The organism is Microbacterium sp. NPDC064978, from assembly GCF_044543605.1.
Taxonomy (GTDB): domain Bacteria; phylum Actinomycetota; class Actinomycetes; order Actinomycetales; family Microbacteriaceae; genus Microbacterium; species Microbacterium meiriae.
This window is the reverse complement of sequence record NZ_JBITWF010000001.1, coordinates 655,430-677,779: the sequence shown is the minus strand read 5'-3', so window position 1 is coordinate 677,779 and position 22,350 is coordinate 655,430. Positions and strand designations below refer to the sequence as shown.

22 protein-coding genes are annotated in these 22,350 nt (G+C 69.7%); 18 read left to right on the top strand and 4 right to left on the bottom strand.

The genetic code is table 11. The features are described 5' to 3' along the window. Window positions 1-20: 20 nt before the first annotated feature. From ACIGJI_RS03570 to prfA, 4 genes are all read left to right on the top strand, one after another. Entirely contained in the window at window positions 21-1,325 is a 1,305-nt protein-coding gene (locus tag ACIGJI_RS03570) for a homoserine dehydrogenase (RefSeq protein WP_187663808.1), read from the top strand. Between the two features lie 5 nt (window positions 1,326-1,330). After that, window positions 1,331-2,296, top strand: a complete 966-nt coding sequence (gene thrB, locus ACIGJI_RS03565) for a homoserine kinase (protein ID WP_363444597.1) — start codon at window positions 1,331-1,333, stop codon at window positions 2,294-2,296. Between the two features lie 165 nt (window positions 2,297-2,461). Then, complete coding sequence (rho, locus tag ACIGJI_RS03560; protein WP_363332875.1) at window positions 2,462-4,411, top strand: transcription termination factor Rho; 1,950 nt, start codon at window positions 2,462-2,464, stop codon at window positions 4,409-4,411. Window positions 4,412-4,419: 8 nt separating this feature from the next. Continuing rightward, a complete protein-coding gene (prfA, locus tag ACIGJI_RS03555) occupies window positions 4,420-5,499 on the top strand; it encodes a peptide chain release factor 1 (protein WP_268776475.1) in 1,080 nt (359 codons plus the stop codon). A gap of 16 nt (window positions 5,500-5,515) precedes the next feature. Here prfA and ACIGJI_RS03550 read toward each other — a convergent pair whose 3' ends face one another. Continuing rightward, complete coding sequence (locus ACIGJI_RS03550) at window positions 5,516-6,169, bottom strand: response regulator (protein ID WP_187663811.1); 654 nt, start codon at window positions 6,167-6,169, stop codon at window positions 5,516-5,518. After that, window positions 6,166-7,812: a sensor histidine kinase gene (locus ACIGJI_RS03545; protein ID WP_363444444.1), complete on the bottom strand. Its 1,647-nt coding sequence runs from the start codon at window positions 7,810-7,812 to the stop codon at window positions 6,166-6,168. The genes ACIGJI_RS03550 and ACIGJI_RS03545 overlap by 4 nt, the downstream gene beginning before the upstream one ends. A 150-nt stretch (window positions 7,813-7,962) precedes the next feature. Between ACIGJI_RS03545 and ACIGJI_RS03540 the strand changes: the two genes are divergently transcribed. Beyond that, window positions 7,963-9,507, top strand: a complete 1,545-nt coding sequence (locus ACIGJI_RS03540; protein ID WP_187663813.1) for a CitMHS family transporter — start codon at window positions 7,963-7,965, stop codon at window positions 9,505-9,507. Between the two features lie 27 nt (window positions 9,508-9,534). Here ACIGJI_RS03540 and epsC read toward each other — a convergent pair whose 3' ends face one another. Then, complete coding sequence (gene epsC, locus ACIGJI_RS03535; RefSeq protein ID WP_315637047.1) at window positions 9,535-10,104, bottom strand: serine O-acetyltransferase EpsC; 570 nt, start codon at window positions 10,102-10,104, stop codon at window positions 9,535-9,537. An 8-nt stretch (window positions 10,105-10,112) separates the two neighbouring features. After that, a complete protein-coding gene (gene cysK / locus ACIGJI_RS03530) occupies window positions 10,113-11,051 on the bottom strand; it encodes a cysteine synthase A (protein ID WP_363444439.1) in 939 nt (312 codons plus the stop codon). Between the two features lie 97 nt (window positions 11,052-11,148). Here cysK and prmC point away from each other — a divergent pair, with 97 nt between their 5' ends. The 13 genes from prmC (at window position 11,149) to ACIGJI_RS03465 (ending at window position 22,221) form a co-directional block, all read left to right on the top strand. Next, window positions 11,149-12,009 (top strand): peptide chain release factor N(5)-glutamine methyltransferase, encoded by an 861-nt coding sequence (gene prmC / locus ACIGJI_RS03525; protein ID WP_363444436.1) that lies wholly within the window; start codon window positions 11,149-11,151, stop codon window positions 12,007-12,009. A gap of 52 nt (window positions 12,010-12,061) precedes the next feature. Next, window positions 12,062-12,757, top strand: coding sequence for an L-threonylcarbamoyladenylate synthase (locus tag ACIGJI_RS03520; RefSeq protein ID WP_187663817.1), 696 nt, complete (start codon window positions 12,062-12,064; stop codon window positions 12,755-12,757). Then, entirely contained in the window at window positions 12,754-13,926 is a 1,173-nt protein-coding gene (locus ACIGJI_RS03515; protein ID WP_187663818.1) for an MraY family glycosyltransferase, read from the top strand. The genes ACIGJI_RS03520 and ACIGJI_RS03515 overlap by 4 nt, the downstream gene beginning before the upstream one ends. Beyond that, window positions 13,923-14,441 (top strand): hypothetical protein, encoded by a 519-nt coding sequence (locus ACIGJI_RS03510; RefSeq protein WP_187663819.1) that lies wholly within the window; start codon window positions 13,923-13,925, stop codon window positions 14,439-14,441. The genes ACIGJI_RS03515 and ACIGJI_RS03510 overlap by 4 nt, the downstream gene beginning before the upstream one ends. 144 nt (window positions 14,442-14,585) lie before the next feature. Further along, window positions 14,586-15,374 carry a F0F1 ATP synthase subunit A gene (gene atpB / locus ACIGJI_RS03505; RefSeq protein WP_187664137.1) on the top strand — a complete coding sequence of 263 codons (789 nt, stop codon included), beginning with the start codon at window positions 14,586-14,588 and terminating at the stop codon, window positions 15,372-15,374. A gap of 43 nt (window positions 15,375-15,417) precedes the next feature. After that, window positions 15,418-15,654, top strand: coding sequence for an ATP synthase F0 subunit C (gene atpE, locus ACIGJI_RS03500; protein ID WP_025103147.1), 237 nt, complete (start codon window positions 15,418-15,420; stop codon window positions 15,652-15,654). Between the two features lie 27 nt (window positions 15,655-15,681). After that, window positions 15,682-16,260: a F0F1 ATP synthase subunit B gene (locus ACIGJI_RS03495; RefSeq protein WP_060922506.1), complete on the top strand. Its 579-nt coding sequence runs from the start codon at window positions 15,682-15,684 to the stop codon at window positions 16,258-16,260. After that, window positions 16,260-17,051, top strand: a complete 792-nt coding sequence (locus ACIGJI_RS03490; RefSeq protein ID WP_363444432.1) for a F0F1 ATP synthase subunit delta — start codon at window positions 16,260-16,262, stop codon at window positions 17,049-17,051. Before ACIGJI_RS03495 ends, ACIGJI_RS03490 begins: the two co-directional genes overlap by 1 nt. Before the next feature lie 47 nt (window positions 17,052-17,098). Next, window positions 17,099-18,739: a F0F1 ATP synthase subunit alpha gene (atpA, locus tag ACIGJI_RS03485; RefSeq protein ID WP_062634989.1), complete on the top strand. Its 1,641-nt coding sequence runs from the start codon at window positions 17,099-17,101 to the stop codon at window positions 18,737-18,739. 19 nt (window positions 18,740-18,758) lie between these two features. Then, a complete protein-coding gene (locus ACIGJI_RS03480; RefSeq protein WP_025103151.1) occupies window positions 18,759-19,655 on the top strand; it encodes a F0F1 ATP synthase subunit gamma in 897 nt (298 codons plus the stop codon). 26 nt (window positions 19,656-19,681) lie between these two features. Continuing rightward, complete coding sequence (gene atpD, locus ACIGJI_RS03475) at window positions 19,682-21,136, top strand: F0F1 ATP synthase subunit beta (RefSeq protein WP_363444429.1); 1,455 nt, start codon at window positions 19,682-19,684, stop codon at window positions 21,134-21,136. A gap of 2 nt (window positions 21,137-21,138) precedes the next feature. Next, window positions 21,139-21,399, top strand: a complete 261-nt coding sequence (locus tag ACIGJI_RS03470) for a F0F1 ATP synthase subunit epsilon (protein WP_025103153.1) — start codon at window positions 21,139-21,141, stop codon at window positions 21,397-21,399. Window positions 21,400-21,474: 75 nt separating this feature from the next. Then, window positions 21,475-22,221, top strand: a complete 747-nt coding sequence (locus ACIGJI_RS03465) for a peroxide stress protein YaaA (RefSeq protein WP_363444426.1) — start codon at window positions 21,475-21,477, stop codon at window positions 22,219-22,221. The last annotated feature ends 129 nt before the right edge of the window (window positions 22,222-22,350 follow it).

Below are 22,350 nucleotides of genomic sequence, written 5' to 3'. Positions count from 1 at the left end.
CCACCCCAGAAGGAGCACCCATGACTGACTACAGACGACTTCGCGTGGCGCTGCTGGGCGCCGGAGCCGTCGGCTCCCAGGTGGCGGCCCTCCTGCTCCGCCACGGCGACGAGCTGGCCGACCGCGCGGGTGCCGCGCTGGAGCTGGCGGGCATCGCGGTGCGAAACCTCGACGCGCCCCGCGACGTCGAGCTGCCGAAGGAGCTCTTCACGACCGATGCCGAGTCGCTCATCCTCGGCGCCGACATCGTGATCGAGCTGATCGGCGGGATCGAGCCCGCCCGCACGAACATCCTCCAGGCCATCGGCTCCGGCGCCGACGTGGTCACCGCCAACAAGGCGCTGCTGGCGACCCACGGGCCGGAGCTGTTCGAGGCCGCGGATCGCGTGGGCGCATCGGTGTACTACGAGGCGGCGGCCGCCGGCGCCATCCCGATCATCCGTCCGCTGCGCGACTCGCTCGCCGGCGACCGCGTCGTGCGCATCATGGGGATCGTCAACGGCACCACGAACTACATCCTCGACCGGATGGACACCGAGGGCGCCGACTTCGCCGACGTGCTCGCCGACGCGCAGCGCCTGGGGTATGCGGAGGCCGACCCCACCGCCGACGTCGAGGGCTACGACGCCGCGCAGAAGGCCGCGATCCTCGCCAGCCTCGCCTTCCACACCGCGGTGCCGCTGGAGGCGGTGCATCGGGAGGGCATCACCTCGATCACCGCGTCGATGATCGAGGAGGCCCGCGCGGCTGGCTTCGTCATCAAGCTGCTCGCCGTCTGCGAGCGGATCGAGGCGAACGGCGCCGAGTCCATCTCGGTGCGGGTCTACCCGGCCCTCGTCCCCGTGTCCCACCCGCTCGCCTCCGTGCACGGTGCCAACAACGCCGTCTTCGTCGAGGCGGAGGCCGCCGGCTCTCTCATGTTCTACGGGGCGGGCGCCGGCGGTGTGCAGACGGCCTCGGCCGTCCTCGGCGACGTCGTCTCCGCTGCGCGTCGGCATATCGCGGGCGGCGTCGGCGTGGGCGAGTCCACCCGGGCGAATCTCCCCGTCGTGCCCATCGGCCACGTCACCACGCGGTACCAGATCACCCTCGAGGTCTCCGACGCCCCCGGCGTGCTCGCGACCGTGGCGGGCATCCTCAGCGACGGCGGAGTGTCCGTCGCGACCGTCGTCCAGACCGTCGAGGGCGAGGACGAGCCGACCGCTCGCCTCATCATCGGCACGCACCGTGCGACCGAGCAGGCCCTCAGCGACACGGTGGACGTGCTGGCCGACAGCGATGTCGTCGCCCGCGTGGTGTCCGTCCTCCGGGTGGAAGGCGAGTGACCACGGTGACGGCTACGGCTCCCGCTCCCGAGGAGCACGGCGCCCGCATCGGCCGCACGGTCGAGGTGACGGTGCCGGCGACGAGCGCCAATCTCGGCCCCGGCTTCGACACGCTCGGCCTGGCCCTGAGCATCTACGACCGTCTCGAGGTGACCGCTCTGCCGGAGGGGGAGCTCGAGATCGAGGTCTCCGGTTCGGGCGCCGCCGACATCCCCCGGGATGCGTCCAACCTCATCGTCCAGACGATCGCCTACGTCTTCGCGGATGTCGGCAGGCCGATGCCCGGCCTCCGCATCGTGGCCGAGAACGCGGTCCCGCACGGCCGCGGCCTGGGGTCCTCCGGTGCGGCCGTCGCGGCCGGCGTGCTCGCGGCGAAGGGGCTGCTGGCCGGCGACGTCGACCTCTCCGACACCGATCTGCTGCGCCTCGCGACCGAGCTGGAGGGCCACCCGGACAACGTGGCGCCCGCGCTGTTCGGCGGGCTCACGATCGCGTGGATGGGGGAGCGGGGTCCGCAGCACAAGAAGCTCCTCGTGCATCGGGGCGTCTCGCCCCTGGTCCTCGTCCCCGCGTACACGATGTCGACCTCGCAGGCCCGCTCGCTGCAGCCGCCGCACGTCTCCACGGCCGACGCCGTGTTCAACGTGTCCCGGTCGGCTCTGCTCATCGCGGCGCTGATGCAGAGCCCGGAGCTGCTGCTGGACGCGACCGCCGACCGCCTGCACCAGGACTACCGCGCCGGCGCCATGCCCGAGACGCAGCGCCTCGTGCAGGCGCTGCGGGCCGCCGGATTCGCGGCCGTCGTCTCCGGGGCCGGCCCCAGTGTGCTCGTCCTCGCGGACGGTCCGGGCAGTCGTCTGGACGCCGTGGAGCTGGCCAACCGGGTGACCGACACCCCGTGGGAGGCGCTCCTGCTCGCCGTCGACGTCCGTGGTGGTACAGTGGGGGATCGAGCGGAGGGCTCCACGTAGCATTCGTGAATCTGGCCCCATTGCATCTCTTGCAAGACCCGCACGCAAAACCCCTGAGGCCCAAGTGCCGAGGCTGGCTGACGCCGAGCGTCAGCCCGTGCGATCGTGCGCAGCACCCGTTGTGCGCGTTCACGCTCATTTCCCATGACCTATAAGGGAGTACTCGTGGAGAACCTCTCCGAGACCCAGAACGATCAGGCGGCTCCGACCGCCGACGCCCCCGTCGCCGCGCAGGCGACCGAGTCCGCTCCGGCCAAGAAGCGCGCGCCGCGCCGGGCGAGCACCGCGACGGCCGCTGCCAAGGCCGCCAAGGCGGAGGAGTCCGGCACCGCCGATGCTCCCGCCGCTGCCGGCGACTCCGCCGAGGGGGCAGAAGCCGCGCCCAAGGCGAAGGCTCCGCGCCGCACCCGCGCGAAGAAGGCGGACGCCGAGGCCCCCGCCGAGACCGCCGCCGCCGAGCCGGCGCCTGCTGCCGAGGCCGCCGAGGCGCCGGCCGAGGCCCCGAAGTCCGGACGCGGCCGTCGCACGAAGAAGGCGGACGCCGAGGCCCCCGAGGCGAAGACCGAGAAGGCCGAGGCGGCACCGGCCGACGGCGCGACCGAGACGGCCGACGCGGGCACCGCCCAGGGCGGCCGCACCAAGAACGACGCGGCGAAGAACGAGCCGAAGAACGACGGCGCTGCCGCGAAGAACGAGGCCGAGGCGGACGCCCCCGCGAAGGACGCGTCCGGCGAGGGAGACAACGGCGACGAGCAGGGTGGTCGAGGCCGCAGCCGCAACCGCAACCGCAACCGCGGCCGCGGGCAGGGCGGCGGTCAGGAGCAGGCGCAGAACGCACCGGCCGACGACGACCAGTCCGGCAACGGCAACGGGCGCAACCGTCAGCGCAACAAGCGTCGCGGTGCCGGCCCGGTCGACGAGTTCGAGACCGAGATCACCGAGGACGACGTCCTCATCCCGATCGCCGGCATCCTCGACGTGCTCGACAACTACGCCTTCGTGCGCACCACCGGCTACCTCGCCGGGCCCAGCGACGTCTACGTCTCGCTCGGCCAGGTCAAGAAGTACAACCTCCGCAAGGGCGACGCGGTCGTCGGCTCCATCAAGCAGCCGCGCGAAGGCGAGCAGCAGGGCCGCCAGAAGTACAACGCCCTCGTCAAGGTCGACTCCATCAACGGCCTCTCGGTCGACGACGCGGCCACCCGCGTGGAGTTCGGCAAGCTCACGCCGCTCTACCCGCAGGAGCGTCTGCGCCTGGAGACGGCTCCGGAGAAGCTGACGCAGCGCATCATCGACCTCGTCGCACCGATCGGCAAGGGCCAGCGCGGCCTGATCGTCGCGCCCCCCAAGGCCGGCAAGACGATCGTCCTGCAGCAGATCGCCAACGCGATCGCGCAGAACAACCCCGAGGTGCACCTCATGGTCGTGCTCGTCGACGAGCGCCCCGAAGAGGTCACCGACATGGAGCGCACGGTGAAGGGCGAGGTCATCGCCTCCACCTTCGACCGGCCAGCCGAAGACCACACGACGGTCGCCGAGCTCGCGATCGAGCGCGCCAAGCGCCTCGTCGAGCTGGGCCGCGACGTGGTCGTGCTGCTCGACTCGATCACCCGCCTCGGACGCGCGTACAACCTGGCCGCTCCGGCGTCCGGCCGCGTCCTCACCGGTGGCGTCGACGCATCCGCGCTCTACCCGCCGAAGCGCTTCTTCGGTGCCGCCCGCAACATCGAGAACGGCGGATCCCTCACGATCCTCGCCACCGCGCTCGTCGAGACCGGCTCCAAGATGGACGAGGTCATCTTCGAGGAGTTCAAGGGCACCGGCAACAGCGAGCTGCGCCTGTCCCGCCAGCTCGCCGACAAGCGCATCTTCCCGGCGGTGGACGTGAACGCGTCCAGCACCCGCCGCGAGGAGATGCTCCTCTCCGCCGACGAGGTCAAGATCACCTGGAAGCTGCGCCGCGCTCTCGCCGGCCTCGACCCGCAGCAGGCGCTGGAGGTCGTGCTCGGCAAGCTCAAGGAGACCCACTCCAACGTGGAGTTCCTCGTTCAGATGCAGAAGTCGATCCCGACGCTGCCCTCGGGCGCCCACGGGCACGACAACAACATCCGCTGAGGCCCGACGTGTTCGAGTCCGTCCAGACTCTGATCGACGAGCATCGCCGGGTCCAGGAGGAGCTCTCCGACCCGGCGGTGCACGCCGACGCGGCCCGCGCCAAGCGTGTCAACCGTCGGTACGCCGAGCTGTCACGCATCGTCGCGGCGCACGAGGCGTGGACGGGCGCCGTCGATGATCTGGAGGCGGCACGCGAGCTCGCCAGGGAGGACGAGGCGTTCGCCGCCGAGGTCCCCGCGCTGGAGGAGGGCGTGCAGACCGCGCAGGAGCGCCTCCGACGACTCCTCATCCCGCGCGACCCCGACGACGCCCGCGACGTGATCATGGAGATCAAGGCGGGGGAGGGCGGCGCCGAGTCGGCGTTGTTCGCGGCGGACCTGCTGCGCATGTACGTGCAGTACGCCGCGTCCAAGGGGTGGAAGACCGAGCTGCTCGAGCGCAACGAGTCCGACCTCGGCGGCTACAAGGACGTCCAGGTCGCCATCAAAGGCTCTTCGTCCGACCCTGCACAGGGCGTCTGGGCGCACCTGAAGTACGAGGGCGGCGTGCACCGCGTGCAGCGGGTGCCGGCCACGGAGTCGCAGGGACGCATCCACACGTCCACGACCGGCGTGCTCGTGTTCCCCGAGGTGGACGAGCCCGAGGAGATCCAGATCGATCAGAACGATCTGAAGATCGACGTGTTCCGTTCATCGGGCCCCGGCGGCCAGTCGGTGAACACCACCGACTCCGCGGTCCGGATCACCCACGTGCCGACCGGCATCGTCGTGTCTATGCAGAACGAGAAGTCGCAGTTGCAGAACCGCGAGGCCGCGATGCGCGTGCTGCGCGCCCGACTGCTCGCCAAGCAGCAGGAGGAGCTCGACGCGGCCGCCTCCGACGCGCGCAAGTCGCAGATCCGCGGCATGGACCGCTCGGAGCGCATCCGTACCTACAACTTCCCGGAGAACCGGATCGCGGATCACCGGACCGGGTTCAAGGCGTACAACCTCGATCAGGTCATGGACGGTGCGCTCGACCCCATCATCGAGAGCGCCATCGCCGCCGACGAAGAAGCACGCCTCGCCGCCGTGGGCTCCGAGGGCTGAGCGGCCGCCCACCGCGTCACGTGCGCGTCGCGTACCGGTGCTCGGGCCGTCCGGTCGATCCGTACCGCAACCGCACCTCGACGATCGTCCGTGCGGCGAGAGCCGCGAGGTGCCGTTGCGCGGTGGCCCGTGAGATGCCGACCCGCTCGGCGACCTCCGCGGCCGAGGACTCGCCGTCTCCGAGCGCTGCGAGCACGCGCTGCTCGGTGGCCGAGCGCGATAGGGACACCGGCTCACCGCCGCCGTGCAGGATCGCGAGCGCCCGGTCCACGTCCTCCTGCGTGAGGGGACGCTCGCCCGCGAGCAGGTTGCGATAGCGCAGGTACCGGTCGAGGAGGCCGGTCAGTCCGCGACGGTCGAACGGTTTCACGAGATAGCCGATCGCGCCGGCCCGCAGGGCTCGTCGCACGGTGGGCGCGTCGTCCGCGGCGGAGATGAGGATCGCGTCCACCCCGACCTCGCGGACGAGTCCGATGCCGTCGCCGTCGGGGAGGTAGACGTCGGCGAGCAGCAGGTCGGGGCGTGTCGAGCGCACGAGGTCGCGAGCCTCGCCACAGGAGCGCGCGGTTCCGGTCACGGTGTATCCGGGATGGTCGTCCACGACCGCCCGATGCAGGTCGGCCACCCGGAAGTCGTCGTCGAGGATGAGCGCACGCAGCGGTTCCGTCACAGGTCCTCCTTCGAGAGATGCGGAGTGGGGTCGACGGCATCTCCGATGCGGGCGGCGAACACCGCGCCGTGGCCGGTGCCGCCGGGGTCGATGATCCAGAGGTCGCCGCCGCTCCGGCGGGCGATCTCCGTGGCCAGGGGCAGGCCGATACCGTGCCCGTGCACGCGATCCTCGCTTCCCGCGTCGTCGGCGGGCGCTCGGAGGTCGGGCTCCCGGATACCGGTGCCGGAGTCGGAGACGGTGACGACGAGCGCGCCGCCGTCGCTCAGCGCGGAGACCTCGACCCACCGCGGGTCCCTCGTGCCCGTGACGGCGGCGGCGATCGCGTTGTCGACGAGATTGCCGAGCACGCTCGCCACGTCCTCCACCCGACGCACGGTGCCGATCAGCTGCGTGTCCTCCGCGATCCGCAGGGCGACGCCCCGTTCGGCGGCCTCCACGCCCTTGGCTCCCAGGAAGGCGTGCAGGAACGGATCGCCCACGAGGTCGAGGCCGGCGACGGGGAACGACACGGGACCACGGCTCACCAGCTCGTCGAGGAAGGCGCGCGCGTCGGCGACACGGCCGGCGTCGATGAGGCCCGCAGCCACGTGCAGGCGGTTGGCGAACTCGTGGCGCTGGACGCGCAGTGCTGAGGTCATCGTGCGCACGGCCTCCAGCCGCTCGGTCAGCGCGATGAGGTCGGTGCGGTCGCGCACGATCAGCACGTCACCGAGTTCCTGCCCGTCGCGCCGCACCGCGCTCGACTCGAGATAGAGCACCCGGTCGCCGACGACCGCCTCCGCACGCTCGCGGGCTCCCGTGGCCGTGTCCCGTACGACGGGTGGCAGCGGGAGCTCGCCCACGCGGCGGCCGACCGGGTCGTGGAGCCCGAGGAGCCGATCCGCCGCGGCATTGCTCACCCGCACGACACCGTCCTGATCGACCGCGAGCACGCCGTCGCCGACACCGTTCAGCACCGCCGTCTGGTTCTGCACGAGGGCGACCAGCTCCTCGGGCTGCACGCCGAGGGTCAACCGCTCCCAGCGGCGGCGGAGGAGAAGGAAGGTCGCGAGCGCGAGCGCGAGCGCGCCGGCGGCCGTCAGCCCGATCGCGGCGAGCACGGGCGGGAGGTCGTCGAAGACCCCGGTGCGCTCGAACCCGACGCTGATCTCGCCGACCGGCGTGCCGGTATCGTCCCGCACCGGCACCTTCGCGCGTGCCGACTCGCCGAGCGTGCCGGTCTGCCAGTCGACCACCTCGTGGCCCGCCAGCACCTCGGCGAACGGGGTGCTCACCACTTCGCCGATCCGCGACGGCAGGGGGTGGGCGAGGCGGATGCCGTGGTCGTCCGTGATCACCACGAACAGAGCCCCGGTGCGCGCCATGACGGCGGCGGAGATCTGCTGCAGCTCCCCGTCGCGCAGCGCCGCCGCATCCGGCTCGTCGTCCGACGCGGAGATGGCGGTCACCGTCTCCCGCACCTGCGCGTCCTCCGCCAGGGTCCTGGCGATGCCGAGTGCCGTCGACTCCGCCTCGGCGCGCAGCTGCTGGACCGCGAGCGCGAGATACACGCCCGTGCACAGCGTCACGACGAGGGCGACGGCGGCGAGATGCAGCAACAGGGCGCGGGTCGCGAACCGGACCCGCTTCTCCGTGGACATCGTCACCTCGCTCCCGACGCGCAATATGCGCAGAAGTCACGGTACGCGCACAACAGCCGGGAATGCGGCATACCGCGCTCCGCGTCTCCGGATTGCCTAGCCTCGTCAGGATCCGTCAGCGATGACGGAGCGACGACGAAGGAGTCACGCATGTTCCACGCATCGACCGCGCTGATCGCTGCCGCCGAGGAGGCACCCACCTACGACGTGGCCTTCGTGCCGCCGGAGGGGGTGCTCGTCATCCTCGGCTTCACGATGGTCCTCGTGTTCATGACGCTGATCATGACCAAGCGCCTCACGCCCATGGTGGCGCTGATCCTGGTGCCCACCGTCTTCGGGCTGTTCGCGGGGGCGGGTCTCGGCCTGGGCGACATGATCCTCGACTCGATCGGCACCATGGCGCCCACGGCGGCGCTGCTGATGTTCGCCATCATGTTCTTCGGCATCATGATCGACGTCGGCCTCTTCGACCCGCTCATCCGGTTGATCACGCGGTTGCTCGGCGATGACCCGGCGAAGGTGGTGCTCGGGACCGCGATCCTCGCCGGCGCCGTGTCCCTCGACGGCGACGGCTCGACGACCTTCATCATCACGACCTCCGCGATGCTGCCCATCTACCTGCGCCTCGGCATGAGCCCCGTCGTCCTCACCTGCGTCGCCGGCCTCATGAACGGCACGCTCAACATCGTCCCCTGGGGCGGACCGACCGTGCGCGCCGCGACCGCGCTCGGCGTGCAGCCGACGGAGATCTTCGTGCCGATGCTTCCCGCGCTGGGCGCGGGCATCGTCGTGACGCTCGGCTTCGCCTGGCTGCTCGGCCTGGGGGAGCGGCGTCGTCTGGGGCGGATCGATGCGGACGGGCGGCTCACCGGAGCCGACGGCGGTGTGCTCGCCTCTGTGCCCCGCATCTTCCGCGGCGCCGAGCTCAAGCCGGGCGCGCGCGCCTCGCTGCGCACCGGCAACCTCGTCGTCGTCGCCGGCGGGCACGCCCCGGTCGCGGCCGGGAGCGTCGACCCCGCGGACACGGCGATGGCCGACACCATGCTCGATCCGGCCCGCCCCACCCTGCGCCCGCGGCTGATCTGGTTCAACCTCCTGCTGACCGTCGCCGTCATGGTGCTCCTTGTCGTCGACATCCTTCCGCTGCCCTACGTGTTCATGGTCGGGGCCGGCGTCGCCCTCGTCGTCAACTTCCGCGGCATCAAGGATCAGGCGGCGGAGATCGTCGCGCACGCCCCGAGCATCGTCGGCGTCGTATCGATGGTCATCGCGGCCGGCGTCCTCGTGGGAGTCCTCTCCGGCACCGGAATGGTCGACGCGATGGCGACCTGGATCACCACCGTGCTGCCACCCGCGCTCGGACCGTTCCTCGCCCCGATCACGGGTGTGCTGTCCATCCCGTTCACGTTCTTCATGTCGAACGACGCCTTCTACTTCGGCATCCTCCCCGTGCTCGCACAGAGCGCCGCGAACTTCGGCATCGATCCGGTCGAGATGGCCAGAGCCTCGATCACCGGGCAGCCGGTGCACCTGCAGAGTCCGCTGGTCCCCGCGATCCTGCTGCTGGTCTCGCTCGCCGGGGTGAACCTCGGAGACCACCACCGGAAGGTGCTGTGGCGCGCGGTCATCGTGTCGCTCGTGATGCTGGGGATCGGCATCCTGGTCGGCGCCGTCCCGTTCTTCGTCGCGCAGTGACGAAGGTCGCCGGCCGCGGGGCGAGCGTCAGATGGAGTAGTCCGGGGCGGTCAGCAGGGCCCTGGTGTCCTCTCCGGCGGTCCGCTGGCGCGGCTTCGCGGGAACGCCGACGAGCACGCTGTCGGCGGGTGCGTCCTTGGTGACCACGGCGTTGGCGCCCACGACGGAACGGGCTCCGACCGTGACGGCGCCGAGGATCTTCGCCCCTGCGCCCACGGCGACGCCGTCCTGCAGGGTGGGGTGCCGCTTGCCGATGTCCCGTGTCCGGCCCCCGAGCGTCACGCCGTGGTACATCAGCACGTCATCGCCGATCTCCGCTGTCTCGCCGATGACGACGCCCATGCCGTGGTCGATGAAGAAGCGCCGGCCGATCCGGGCTCCGGGGTGGATCTCGACGCCGGTCAGCCACCGGGAGATCTGCGACCCGGCGCGCGCGAGGAGCCGGAGGCGCCGCCGCCACAGCGCGTGCGAGACGCGGTGCGCCCAGATCGCGTGCAGGCCGGGGTAGAGCAGTGCCACTTCGATCGCCGTGCGCGCGGCCGGATCGCGAAGGCGCGCGGCGGCGATGTCCTCGCGCATTCGCCCGATCATGCCCATCGACGACCTCAGTCCTCGCGCAGGTCCTCGAACAGGGCGGTGGAGAGGTACCGCTCGCCGGTGTCCGGGATGATCACAACGATGGTCTTGCCGGCGTTCTCCGGGCGCGCGGCGACGGTCAGGGCCGCCGACACGGCGGCACCGGAGGACATGCCGACCAGCAGACCCTCCTTCGCCGCGAGCTCGCGGGCCACGCGCAGCGAGTCCTCGAACTCCGCCGTGATGATCTCGTCGAGCACCTCGCGGTCGAGCACGTCGGGCACGAAGTTCGGGCCGATGCCCTGGATCTTGTGCGGTCCGGGGTGCCCCTCGGTCAGGACGGGGGAGTCCTTGGGCTCCACGGCGATGACCCGGACCTCGGGCTTCGCCGCCTTCAGCGCCTGCCCGGTGCCGGTGACGGTGCCGCCCGTGCCGACGCCGGCGATGAAGATGTCGACCGCGCCGTCGGTGTCCCGGAGGATCTCCTGCGCCGTGGTCTCGCGGTGGATCTGCGGGTTCGCCGCGTTCTCGAACTGGCGGATCCAGACGGCGCCAGGGGTCTCGTCGACGATCCGCTTGACCTCCTCGATGGCCCCCTTCATGCCCTTGGTGGGGTCGGTGAGGACGATCTCCGCGCCGAAGGCCTTGAGCAGCACACGGCGCTCCTTCGACATCGAGGCGGGCATGGTGAGGATGACGCGGTAGCCGCGGGCGGCGCCGACCATGGCGAGGGCGATACCGGTGTTGCCGCTCGTCGACTCCACGATGGTGCCGCCGGGGGAGAGCTCGCCGGCGGCCTCGGCCGCGTTGATCATGGCGATGCCGATGCGGTCCTTCACGCTCGACGCCGGGTTGTAGTACTCGAGCTTCGCGAGCACGGTGGCGCCGAGGCCCTCGGTCACGCGGTTGAGGCGGACGAGCGGGGTGTTCCCGAAAGCGGTGGTGATGTCGGGGTGGATTCCGGACATGGGGGAGCCTTCCTGTGCGGGTGCGCTGCCGCTCCAGCCTAGGCGAGCGCGATGGGGCACGGGGCATTGTGACGGCTGCGCACTCTACGCTGGAGCCATGCCCGACCTCTCCCTCGCTGCGGCCGTGCGCGCCGCGGCGCAGCGTCTCGCCGACGCCGGCGTGCCCGACCCCCTCGTCGACGCCGAGCTGCTCGCCGGACACGTCCGAGGACAGCGCCGCGGGGAGGTGCAGGCGGCCATCGTCCGGGGCGACAGGCTCGACGACGACGACGCGACCGCCTTGGACGCGCTCGTCGCCCGACGCGCAGGCCGTGAGCCCCTGCAGCATCTCACCGGCACCGCACCGTTCCGGCATCTGGAGCTCGCGGTGGGCCCTGGTGTCTTCGTCCCCCGGCCCGAGACGGAGACCGTGGCGCAGTATGCGATCGACGCCCTTCTGGGATCGGGCGATCCGTCCCCCATCGGCGTCGATCTCGGCACGGGCAGCGGGGCGATCGCGCTCGCGATGGCGACCGAGGTGCCGCACGCCCGGGTGTACGCCGCGGAGATCTCCCCGGAGGCCCATGTCTGGGCCCGTCGCAACGTCGAGGGTGTCGAGAACCTCACGCTCGTGCTGTCCGATCTCGCCGATGCCTTCCCCGAACTGGACGGCACAGCCGCGGTCGTCATCTCGAACCCTCCGTACGTCCCCGCTCAGGCGATCCCGCGCGACCCCGAGGTCCGGCTGTTCGACCCCGCCCTCGCGCTCTACGGCGGAGAGGACGGGCTGGACGTCGTCCGTGTGCTCAGCACCAGGGCTCTGCGTCTGCTGCGGCCGGGGGGCACGCTGGTGATCGAGCACGGAGAACTGCAGGGCTCCCCGATCCGCGAGCTGCTCACGGCTGACGGATGGCGGGCCGCAGCCACCCATCGCGATCTGACGCTGCGCGACCGCGCCACCACCGCCGTCCGCCCCTGATCAGCAGACGTCGAGCTCGTCCCGAACCCGCCCCGCGTAGAATCGAACCGTCATGTCCCCCATCTTCGACTGCAGCGACGAGGCGCAGCTGCTCGCCGGGATGCGCAATGCGCGCCAGGCGATCGGCCGCGGCGACCTCATCGTCATCCCCACCGACACCGTCTACGGCGTCGCCGCCGACGCCTTCTCGCCGCCTGCGGTGCAGCGCCTCCTGGACGCCAAGGGTCGCGGCCGCAATCAGCCGCCGCCCGTGCTCGTCGGCACGAAGGAGACGCTGACGGCCCTCGCGGAGGCTGTTCCGGAGCCCGTCCAGCGTCTCGTCGACGCGTTCTGGCCCGGGGGGCTCACGATCGTGCTGCCGGCGCAGCCCTCGCTGGTGTGGGATCTGGGGGAGACCAAGGGCACGGTCGCCGTCCGCATGCCGGAGGGGCGGGTGGTGCTCGAGCTGCTGGCCGAGACCGGACCGCTCGCGGTGTCCAGTGCCAACCTCACCGGCAAGGCGGCAGCGATCTCCGCGCTCGACGCGGAGAAGATGCTGGGCGACAGCGTCGCGGTGTATCTGGACGACGGCATGAGCAAGGACGGCGTCGCGTCCACGATCATCGATGCGACCTCGCTCGTCCGCCGCGCGGGTGACGCCGAGCAGGGCGTCGTCCGGATCCTGCGGGACGGCGTCGTGACCAGGGAGCAGCTGCGCGAGGTCCTGGGCGACCTGCTCGAGCCGGACCCGCAGGACGAGGATTCGTGAAGCAGTACCTCTTCACGATCATCGTCACCGCCGCGATCACCTTCGTGCTGACCTGGGCGGTGTGGCGGCTGAGCCTCCGCTTCAAGCTGTATCCCGGCATCCGCGAACGCGACGTGCACACCACGCCCACGCCCCGACTCGGCGGCGTCGCGATCTTCCTCGGCATCGTCGCCGCCTTCGCGGTCTCGGCCGCCAACCCGTTCTTCCAGAGCATCTGGACGCCGCCGCAGACCATGTGGTCGATCCTCGCGGCCGCTCTGCTCATCGCCGTGATCGGGGTCATGGACGACCTCTGGGACATCGACTGGATGATCAAGCTGGGCGCGCAGTTCCTCGCCGCCGGCATCATCACGGTGGGCGGCGGCCTGCAGATCCTCTCCCTGCCGTTCGGCGATCTGATCGTCGTGTCGAGCTGGCTGAGCATCACGATCACCATGTTCGCGATCGTGATCGTCATGAACGCCGTGAACTTCATCGACGGTCTCGACGGTCTCGTCGCCGGCGTCTGCCTGATCTCGAACGGCGTCTTCTTCGCGTACTCGTACATCTTCACGCGGGACTCGGGGGCGTCGAGCTACTTCAACCTCTCCACGTTCCTCGCCGCGGTCCTCATCGGCGCCTGCCTCGGTTTCCTCCCGCTGAACTGGAGCCCGGCGAAGCTCTTCATGGGCGACTCCGGTGCTCTCGTGATCGGTCTGCTCATGGCAACCTCGGCCATCGCGATCACCGGGCAGATGGATCCGTCCGCCCTGGACCCGGAGCGCCTGGGGCGTTCGCAGCTGGTCGGCGCCTTCCTGCCCATCCTGCTCCCGTTGCTGGTCGTGCTCCTCCCGCTGCTGGACTTCGGCCTCGCCGTGCTGCGTCGGATGAGCGCGGGGCGATCGCCGTTCTCGCCGGACCGCAAGCACCTGCATCACCGGATGCTCGACCTCGGCCACCGCGACCGCGACGCGGTCCTGATCTTCTACGCCTGGACGGCCGTCATCTCCCTCGCCGTCCTCCTGATGTACGTCGGCGCCCGAGAGGACTGGCCCGGCCAGTACCTTCCGGGTGTCGCGTTCGGGGTCGTCGGCATCGCCGCATGCCTCGTCATCACCCTGAGTCCCACCCGCCGACGCAAGACCGCCGCGGGCGTCGCGCCCGACCCGATCCCCCTGGAGCCCCGATGAGCCCGAGCCCCGTTTCCAGCACCCCGATCCTGCGTCGCACCCTCGTCTGGTCGGCGGTGGCCACCGTCGTGCTGGCGCTCGTCGCCGGCGGGATCGGCTTCGCCGTCGCGCAGGGGGAGGGGCTGGTCAGCGGTCTCCTCGGTGTCCTCCTCGCCGCGCTGTTCCTCGGGATCACCGGGCTGAGCATCCTCATCGCCAACCGGTGGTACGGCGATCCGCTGTACGTGCAGCTCTTCTTCGCGATCGTGCTGGGCGGGTGGCTGCTGAAGCTCGGGGTCTTCGTCGTCGTGATGATCCTGCTCGCCGGACAGCCGTGGATCGAGCCGATGGTGTTCTTCCTGTCGATCGTCGCGGGGGTGCTCATGTCCCTCATCATCGACGTCGTCGTTCTCACCCAGATGCGGCTGCCCAACGTCAGCGACACCACGCTCCCCACCGAGGTGCCGGAGGACCGCGCCCCCGGAGCGGTGAACGATGCCTCCGACGGCCCTGCGGACGCGGCCCCGCGGTCTTAGGGCACCCTTGGATTCTGATAGTGTTGAGGAGTGCCCGCCGCTCGCCCGCGAGCGCTTGCGCTGTGTAGCACACCGACCATCGTCGCCCCGGTTCTGACCGGTGCCCCGAAGCTGGAGCCCGCGCTGTTTAATCTTGCTGCGACCCTGACCCCCCGACTCGCGTCCTCTGATGGCGAGTTCCATGGCCCTTCGATCGATGAGTTCTTCCCGGAGATCCTCTTCCACGTCGGACCCATCCCGGTCAACCGGATCCACCTGATCCAGTTGCTCTCGGTGATCGCCGTCGTCCTGATCCTCTGGCTCGGCACCCGCCGCATGAAGGTCGTGCCCGGCCGGTTCCAGAGCCTCGTCGAGATGGGCCTCGGCTTCGTCCGCGGCGGCATCGCGCACGACCTGCTCGGCCGCAAGGACGGCGACCGCTTCCTGCCGATCCTCACCACGATCTTCTTCATGGTGCTGTTCATGAACGTGACGGGCATCATCCCGTTCCTGAACATGCCGGGAACGGCCATCATCGCGGTGCCGCTCACGCTCGCCGTGGTCAGCTACGTCACGTTCATCTACGCCGGCATCAAGAAGAGCCCGAAGAACTTCTTCAAGAACGCGCTCTTCCCGTCCGGCGTGCCGTGGCCGGTCTACTTCATCGTCACGCCGATCGAGCTCATCTCGACGTTCATCATCCGCCCGGTGACCCTCACCCTGCGACTGCTGATGAACCTCGTCGTCGGCCACATGATCCTGGTCCTCTGCTTCGCGGCGACCCAGTTCTTCTTCTTCACCGCGGGCGGCGGCTGGGCTGCCCTCGGTATCGGAACCCTCGCCTTCGGCGGTGCCTTCACTCTCTTCGAGATCCTGGTCGCCGTCCTGCAGGCCTACGTCTTCACCGTCCTCACCGCGGTCTACATCCAGCTCGCGGTCGCAGAAGAGCACTGAGCGGGCGGGCAACAGCCCTCCCACCCAACGAAAGGAAAAACCCGTGGACGCAACTACGGTTCTCGCTGAAATCAACGGCCACCTCGCGGCGGTCGGCTACGGCCTCGCGGCCATCGGCCCGGCCATCGGTGTGGGCATCGTGGTCGGCAAGACCATCGAGGGCGTCGCCCGTCAGCCCGAGCTGGCCGGTCGCCTGCAGGTCCTCATGTGGATCGGTATCGCCTTCACCGAGGCGCTTGCGTTCGTCGGCATCGCCGTCGGATTCATCCCCTTCCCGTAATCCCCACCGACTTCTGAAGGAGACAGGATGCTGAACGCTCTTGTCACGAACCTCGCGGCTGAGGGTGAGGCGGCGAACAACCCGCTGATCCCCGCGTGGTACGACATCATCTGGTCGGGCTTCTGGTTCCTCATCATCCTCGCCGTCGTGTGGAAGGTCGCCCTTCCTCGTCTGACGAAGATGCTCGACGAGCGGTCCGCCGCCATCGAGGGCAACATCGCCAAGGCCGATGAGGCGCAGAAGCAGGCGGAAGCGGCTCTCGAGGAGTACACCCGACAGCTGGCCGAGGCACGCACCGAGGCCGGTGAGATCCGTGAGGCCGCCCGTGAGGACGGCAAGAAGATCATCGCCGAGGCGAAGGAGACCGCAGCCAGCGAGGCCGCGCGTCTGACCGCCACCGCGCACACGCAGATCGAGGCAGAGCGCCAGACGGCTCTCGTCTCCCTGCGCAGCGAGGTCGGCTCGCTCGCTCTGGACCTCGCCGGCGGCGTGGTCGGCGAGACGCTCTCCGACGACGCCCGCGCGGCCGCCGTGGTCGACCGCTTCCTCGCCGATCTCGAAGCATCCGACCTTCGACAGGCTCAGGTCCCGGGCGGGCAGTCGTAATGGGCAGCGCGACCGCTCAGGCACTCGCGGCATCCACTCAGACGCTTGCCGCAGCGAAGGACGTCACCCTCGAGACCGCGCGCGAGCTGTTCGCGGCCGCGCGGGCCGTGGGCGAATCGTCTCAGCTGAGCGGCGCGCTGGCTGACCCCTCGGCTCCGACCTCGGCGCGGCAGAACGTCGTGTCCGCGGTGTTCGGGCAGTACGGCTCCGCGGCGCAGGATGTCCTGCGCACCGCTGTCGCCGAACGCTGGTCGAACGCCTCCGAGCTGATCGACGGTCTCGAGGAGCTCGCGATCCGGGCGGCGACCATCGCCGAGCCCGGCGCGGACATCGAGGGCGAGCTCTTCGGCTTCTCGCGGGTGATCGCGGCGAACCCGGAGCTCGAGCTCGCGCTCGGCAGCCGGCTCGGGGGAGAGGACGCCAAGGCCGCCCTGGTCGAGCGTCTCTTCGTCGATGCCTCCGCCAGCGCTCCGACGGCCCTCATCGTCACGTCCCTCGTGCGTCAGCCGCGCGAGCGCCGGGTGCGGCAGCTGCTGAGCCGGGCGATGCGTATCGTCTCGAACCAGCGCGGTCGCCTCGTGGCCACGGTGCACACGGCGACCGAGCTCAGCGACGCGCAGCGCACGCGACTCGGCCAGACGCTCTCGCAGCGATACGGCGGCCAGGTGTCCCTCAACGTCGTCATCGACCCCAGCGTCGTCGGAGGCCTGCGCGTGCAGATCGCCGATGACGTCATCGACGGCAGCATCTCCGCACGACTCGCCGACCTTCGCCAGAAGCTCGCGGGCTAACACGACTTCGCGCGGGGAACCGCGCACCCAGATACAAAGGGAAGACAATGGCAGAACTATCGATCAGCCCCGACGTCATCCGTGACGCGCTGAAGGATTTCGCCGCCGCGTACGAGCCCACCGGGGCCGCGGCGACCGAGGTCGGCACCGTCATCGACGCCGCCGACGGCATCGCTCACGTCGAGGGACTTCCCGGCGTGATGGCGAACGAGCTCGTGACCTTCGCCGACGGCACCAAGGGTCTCGCGCTGAACCTCGACGAGCACGAGATCGGTGTCGTCGTCCTCGGCGACTTCACCGGCATCGAGGCCGGTCAGGAAGTCACCCGCACGGGTGAGGTCCTCTCCGTCCCGGTCGGCGACGGCTACCTCGGCCGCGTCGTCGACCCGCTCGGCAACCCGATCGACGGCCTCGGCGCGATCGCGACCGAGGGTGTCCGCGAGCTCGAGCTCCAGGCCCCCGGCGTCATGCAGCGCAAGTCGGTGCACGAGCCGATGCAGACCGGCATCAAGGCGATCGACGCGATGATCCCGGTCGGCCGCGGCCAGCGCCAGCTCATCATCGGCGACCGCCAGACCGGCAAGACGGCCATCGCGATCGACACGATCATCAACCAGAAGGCCAACTGGGAGTCCGGCGACGTCAACAAGCAGGTCCGCTGCATCTACGTCGCCATCGGTCAGAAGGGCTCGACCATCGCTTCGGTGAAGGGCGCGCTCGAGGAGGCCGGCGCTCTGGAGTACACCACCATCGTGGCGGCTCCGGCGTCCGACCCCGCCGGCTTCAAGTACCTCGCTCCGTACACCGGTTCGGCCATCGGCCAGCACTGGATGTACGGCGGCAAGCACGTCCTCATCATCTTCGACGACCTGTCGAAGCAGGCCGAGGCCTACCGTGCCGTCTCCCTGCTGCTGCGCCGCCCGCCGGGCCGCGAGGCCTACCCTGGCGACGTCTTCTACCTGCACTCCCGTCTGCTCGAGCGGTGCGCGAAGCTGTCCGACGAGCTCGGTGCGGGTTCGATGACCGGTCTTCCGATCATCGAGACCAAGGCGAACGACGTCTCGGCGTACATCCCGACCAACGTGATCTCGATCACCGACGGCCAGATCTTCCTGCAGTCCGACCTCTTCAACGCCAACCAGCGTCCCGCGGTCGACGTGGGTATCTCGGTGTCGCGTGTCGGTGGTGACGCTCAGGTGAAGTCGATCAAGAAGGTCTCCGGAACGTTGAAGCTGGAGCTGGCGCAGTACCGCTCGCTCGAGGCGTTCGCGATGTTCGCATCGGACCTCGACGCCGCTTCGCGTCGTCAGCTCTCGCGCGGTGCCCGTCTGACCGAGCTGCTCAAGCAGCCGCAGTACTCGCCGTACCCGGTGGAGGAGCAGGTCGTCTCGATCTGGGCCGGCACCAACGGCAAGCTCGACTCGATCGAGGTCGAGGACGTGCTGCGGTTCGAGCGCGAGCTGCTCGACTACCTGCGTCGCAACACGAAGGTGCTCGACACGCTGCGGGAGACCAACGTGCTGGACGACGCCACCGTCGCCGAGCTCGACAAGCAGACCGACAACTTCCTCCTGGAGTTCCAGGGCGGCAAGGGCCACGCCATCGGCGCCCCTGGCCACGAGGAGCACGCTGCGGCCGAGGCCGAGGACGTCAACCAGGAGAAGATCGTCAAGGGTCGTCGCGCGTAACCGCGTGAGGTACTGATTCATGGGCGCTCAACTCAGGGTCTACAAGCAGAAGATCTCTTCTGCTCAGACGACCAAGAAGATCACGAAGGCGATGGAACTCATCGCGGCTTCGCGCATCCAGAAGGCGATGGCACGCGTCAAGGCGTCCACCCCCTTCGCGCGGGCCGTGACGAGGGCCGTGTCCGCCGTCGCGACGCACTCGAACGTCGACCACCCGCTCACCCGCGAGCCCGAGACGATCCGCCGCTCCGCGGTCGTGATCTTCTCGTCGGACCGCGGTCTCGCCGGAGCCTTCAACTCGCAGATCCTCCGTGAGGGTCTCGAGGTGGCGGAGCTCCTGCGCGAGCAGGGCAAGGAGCCGGTGTTCTACCTCGTGGGCCGCAAGGCCGTCGGGTACTTCCAGTTCCGTCGCATCGAGGCCGCTGCAGAGTGGACCGGCGACACCGACACCCCCTCGTTCCACACGGCGGAGGAGATCTCGCAGACGCTTCTCGAGGCCTTCAACCGTGGCGGCGAGGACGGCGGCGTCGACGAGATCCACCTCGTGTACAACCGCTTCGTCAGCATGATGACGCAGTCGCCGGAGTCCGTGCGCCTGCTGCCGCTGGAGATCGCGGAGGCCGACGACTCGGAGGCGGGCAGCACCGTCTACCCGCTGTACGAGTTCGAGCCCGACGCCGAGACGGTGCTCGACGCGATCCTGCCGGTGTACATCCAGAGCCGCGTCTTCAACGCCCTTCTGCAGTCGTCCGCCGCCAAGCAGGCCGCGACGCAGAAGGCGATGAAGTCGGCCAGCGACAACGCCGACAAGCTCATCACCGACTACACCCGCCTGCGCAACAACGCGCGTCAGGCCGAGATCACCCAGCAGATCGCCGAGATCGTCGGTGGCGCCGACGCTCTCGCATCGAGCTGACAGACCCTCAGGAAAGAGACGAAGAAATGACCACCACCGCCACGGCTGAGCAGCCGGCGACCGCGGTCGTCGGGCGCGTCGCCCGCGTCAACGGTCCGGTTGTCGACATCGAGTTCCCGCACGACTCGATCCCCGACATCTACAACGCCCTGAAGACCACCATCGTGATGGGCGAGGAGTCCACCGAGATCACGCTCGAGGTCGCGCAGCACCTCGGCGACGACCTGGTCCGCGCCATCGCCCTGAAGCCGACCGACGGCATCGTCCGCGGCCAGGAGGTGCGCGACACCGGTGAGGCCATCTCGGTCCCCGTCGGCGACGTGACCAAGGGCAAGGTCTTCAACGTGATCGGCGAGGTGCTGAACCTCGAGCCCGGCGAGACCATCGAGGTCACCGAGCGCTGGCCCATCCACCGCAAGGCCCCGAACTTCGACCAGCTCGAGTCGAAGACGCAGATGTTCGAGACGGGCATCAAGTCGATCGACCTCCTCACCCCGTACGTGCTGGGTGGCAAGATCGGTCTCTTCGGTGGCGCCGGTGTCGGCAAGACCGTCCTCATCCAGGAGATGATCCAGCGCGTCGCGCAGGACCACGGTGGTGTGTCGGTGTTCGCCGGTGTCGGTGAGCGCACCCGTGAGGGCAACGACCTCATCCACGAGATGGAGGAGGCGGGCGTCTTCGACAAGACCGCCCTCGTCTTCGGCCAGATGGACGAGCCGCCGGGGACGCGTCTGCGCGTCGCCCTGTCGGCTCTGACGATGGCGGAGTACTTCCGTGACGTGCAGAAGCAGGACGTGCTGCTCTTCATCGACAACATCTTCCGCTTCACGCAGGCCGGTTCCGAGGTCTCCACGCTGCTGGGCCGCATGCCCTCCGCCGTGGGTTACCAGCCGAACCTCGCCGACGAGATGGGCCTCCTGCAGGAGCGCATCACCTCGACGCGCGGTCACTCGATCACCTCGCTGCAGGCGATCTACGTGCCGGCCGACGACTACACCGACCCGGCCCCGGCCACGACCTTCGCGCACCTCGACGCGACGACCGAGCTCTCCCGTGAGATCGCGTCGAAGGGTCTGTACCCGGCCATCGACCCGCTGACCTCGACGTCGCGCATCATGGACCCCCGCTACTTGGGCGAGGACCACTACCGCGTGGCCACGACGGTGAAGCAGATCCTCCAGAAGAACAAGGAGCTGCAGGAGATCATCGCCATCCTCGGTGTCGACGAGCTCTCCGAGGAAGACAAGATCGTCGTGTCGCGTGCACGTCGCATCCAGCAGTTCCTCTCGCAGAACACCTACATGGCGAAGAAGTTCACGGGCGTCGAGGGCTCGACCGTGCCGCTGAAGGAGACCATCGAGTCGTTCGATGCGATCACCCGGGGTGACTTCGACCACGTCGCCGAGCAGGCCTTCTTCAACGTCGGTGGCATCGCCGACGTGGAGGAGCGCTGGGCGCAGATCCAGAAGGAGAACGCCTGACCATGGCGCTGCATGTCAGCCTCGTCTCCGCCGACGCGGAGGTCTGGACGGGAGAGGCGAGCCTCGTCGTCGCCAAGACCGTCGAGGGCGAGATCGGCTTCATGTCCGGTCACGAGCCGGTGCTGGCCATCCTCGCCGAGGGTCAGGTCCGGATCACCCAGACGGATGGCGCCAAGGTGCTGGCGAACGCGCAGGACGGCTTCCTCTCCATGGAGGGCGACGTCCTGACGATCGTGGCCGGCAACGCGGCACTCATCTCCTGACAGTCCTGTACATCGCGTCCGCCTCGACACCCGCCCGGGTGTCGAGGCGGACGCGTCTCTTTCCCCTGAGGTCCCATGAAGATCCTGCTTCCGCCGTCCGAGACCAAGCGCGAGGGCGGTGACGGCGGTCCGCTGGATGTGCCCGCGCTGGCACTCCCGGACCTCACACCGCAGCGGACCGCCGTGATCGACGCTCTCGTGGCTCTCGCCGCCGATGAGGACGCGAGCCGGCGCGTGCTGAAGCTGAGCGATCGGCAGCGGGGGGACATCGCGCACAACCGTGTCGTGAGGAGCGCGCCCACGATGCCCGCGGTGGACCGCTACACCGGTGTGCTCTTCGACGCCCTCGACGCGGCGTCGCTCTCGACCGCCTCCCGTCGCTGGCTGGACGCCCACGTGTGGATTCACAGCGCTCCGTTCGGCCCGGTCGCGGCCCTGGACGCGATCCCGACCTATCGCCTGGCAGCCGGCACCACGCTTCCGGGGATGCCGCCGCTGCGTCGCCACTGGGCCGATCCGACGGCGGCGGCGATCGCGGCCGATGCCCCGGCTTTCGTGCTCGATCTGCGCAGCGAGGCGTACGCGGCACTCGGACCCGTGCCGGCCGGGGTGCCGTCCGTGTACGTGCGGGTCGTCACGGCGCAGGGGAGGGCGCTGAACCACTTCAACAAGAAGTCCAAGGGGCTGCTCGTCCGGGCACTTGCCGAGGACCGGCCGCGTCTCGGCTCGCTCCGTGGGCTGCACCGGTGGGCACAGGCGCACGACGTCATTCTGCGGGACGGCGCCGCACCGGGGGAGATCGAGCTGGTCGTCGCCGACTGACGGTCCCGAGGCCGGCGAATCGCCCCCGGCGGTCGTTGCCGCCCCCTGGGCGCACCGCTACCATGTCCAATGCGAGGCGGGGAGTCTCGTGGCGGGGGACGAGAGCCGTCTCCCCTGACCAGAGAATGT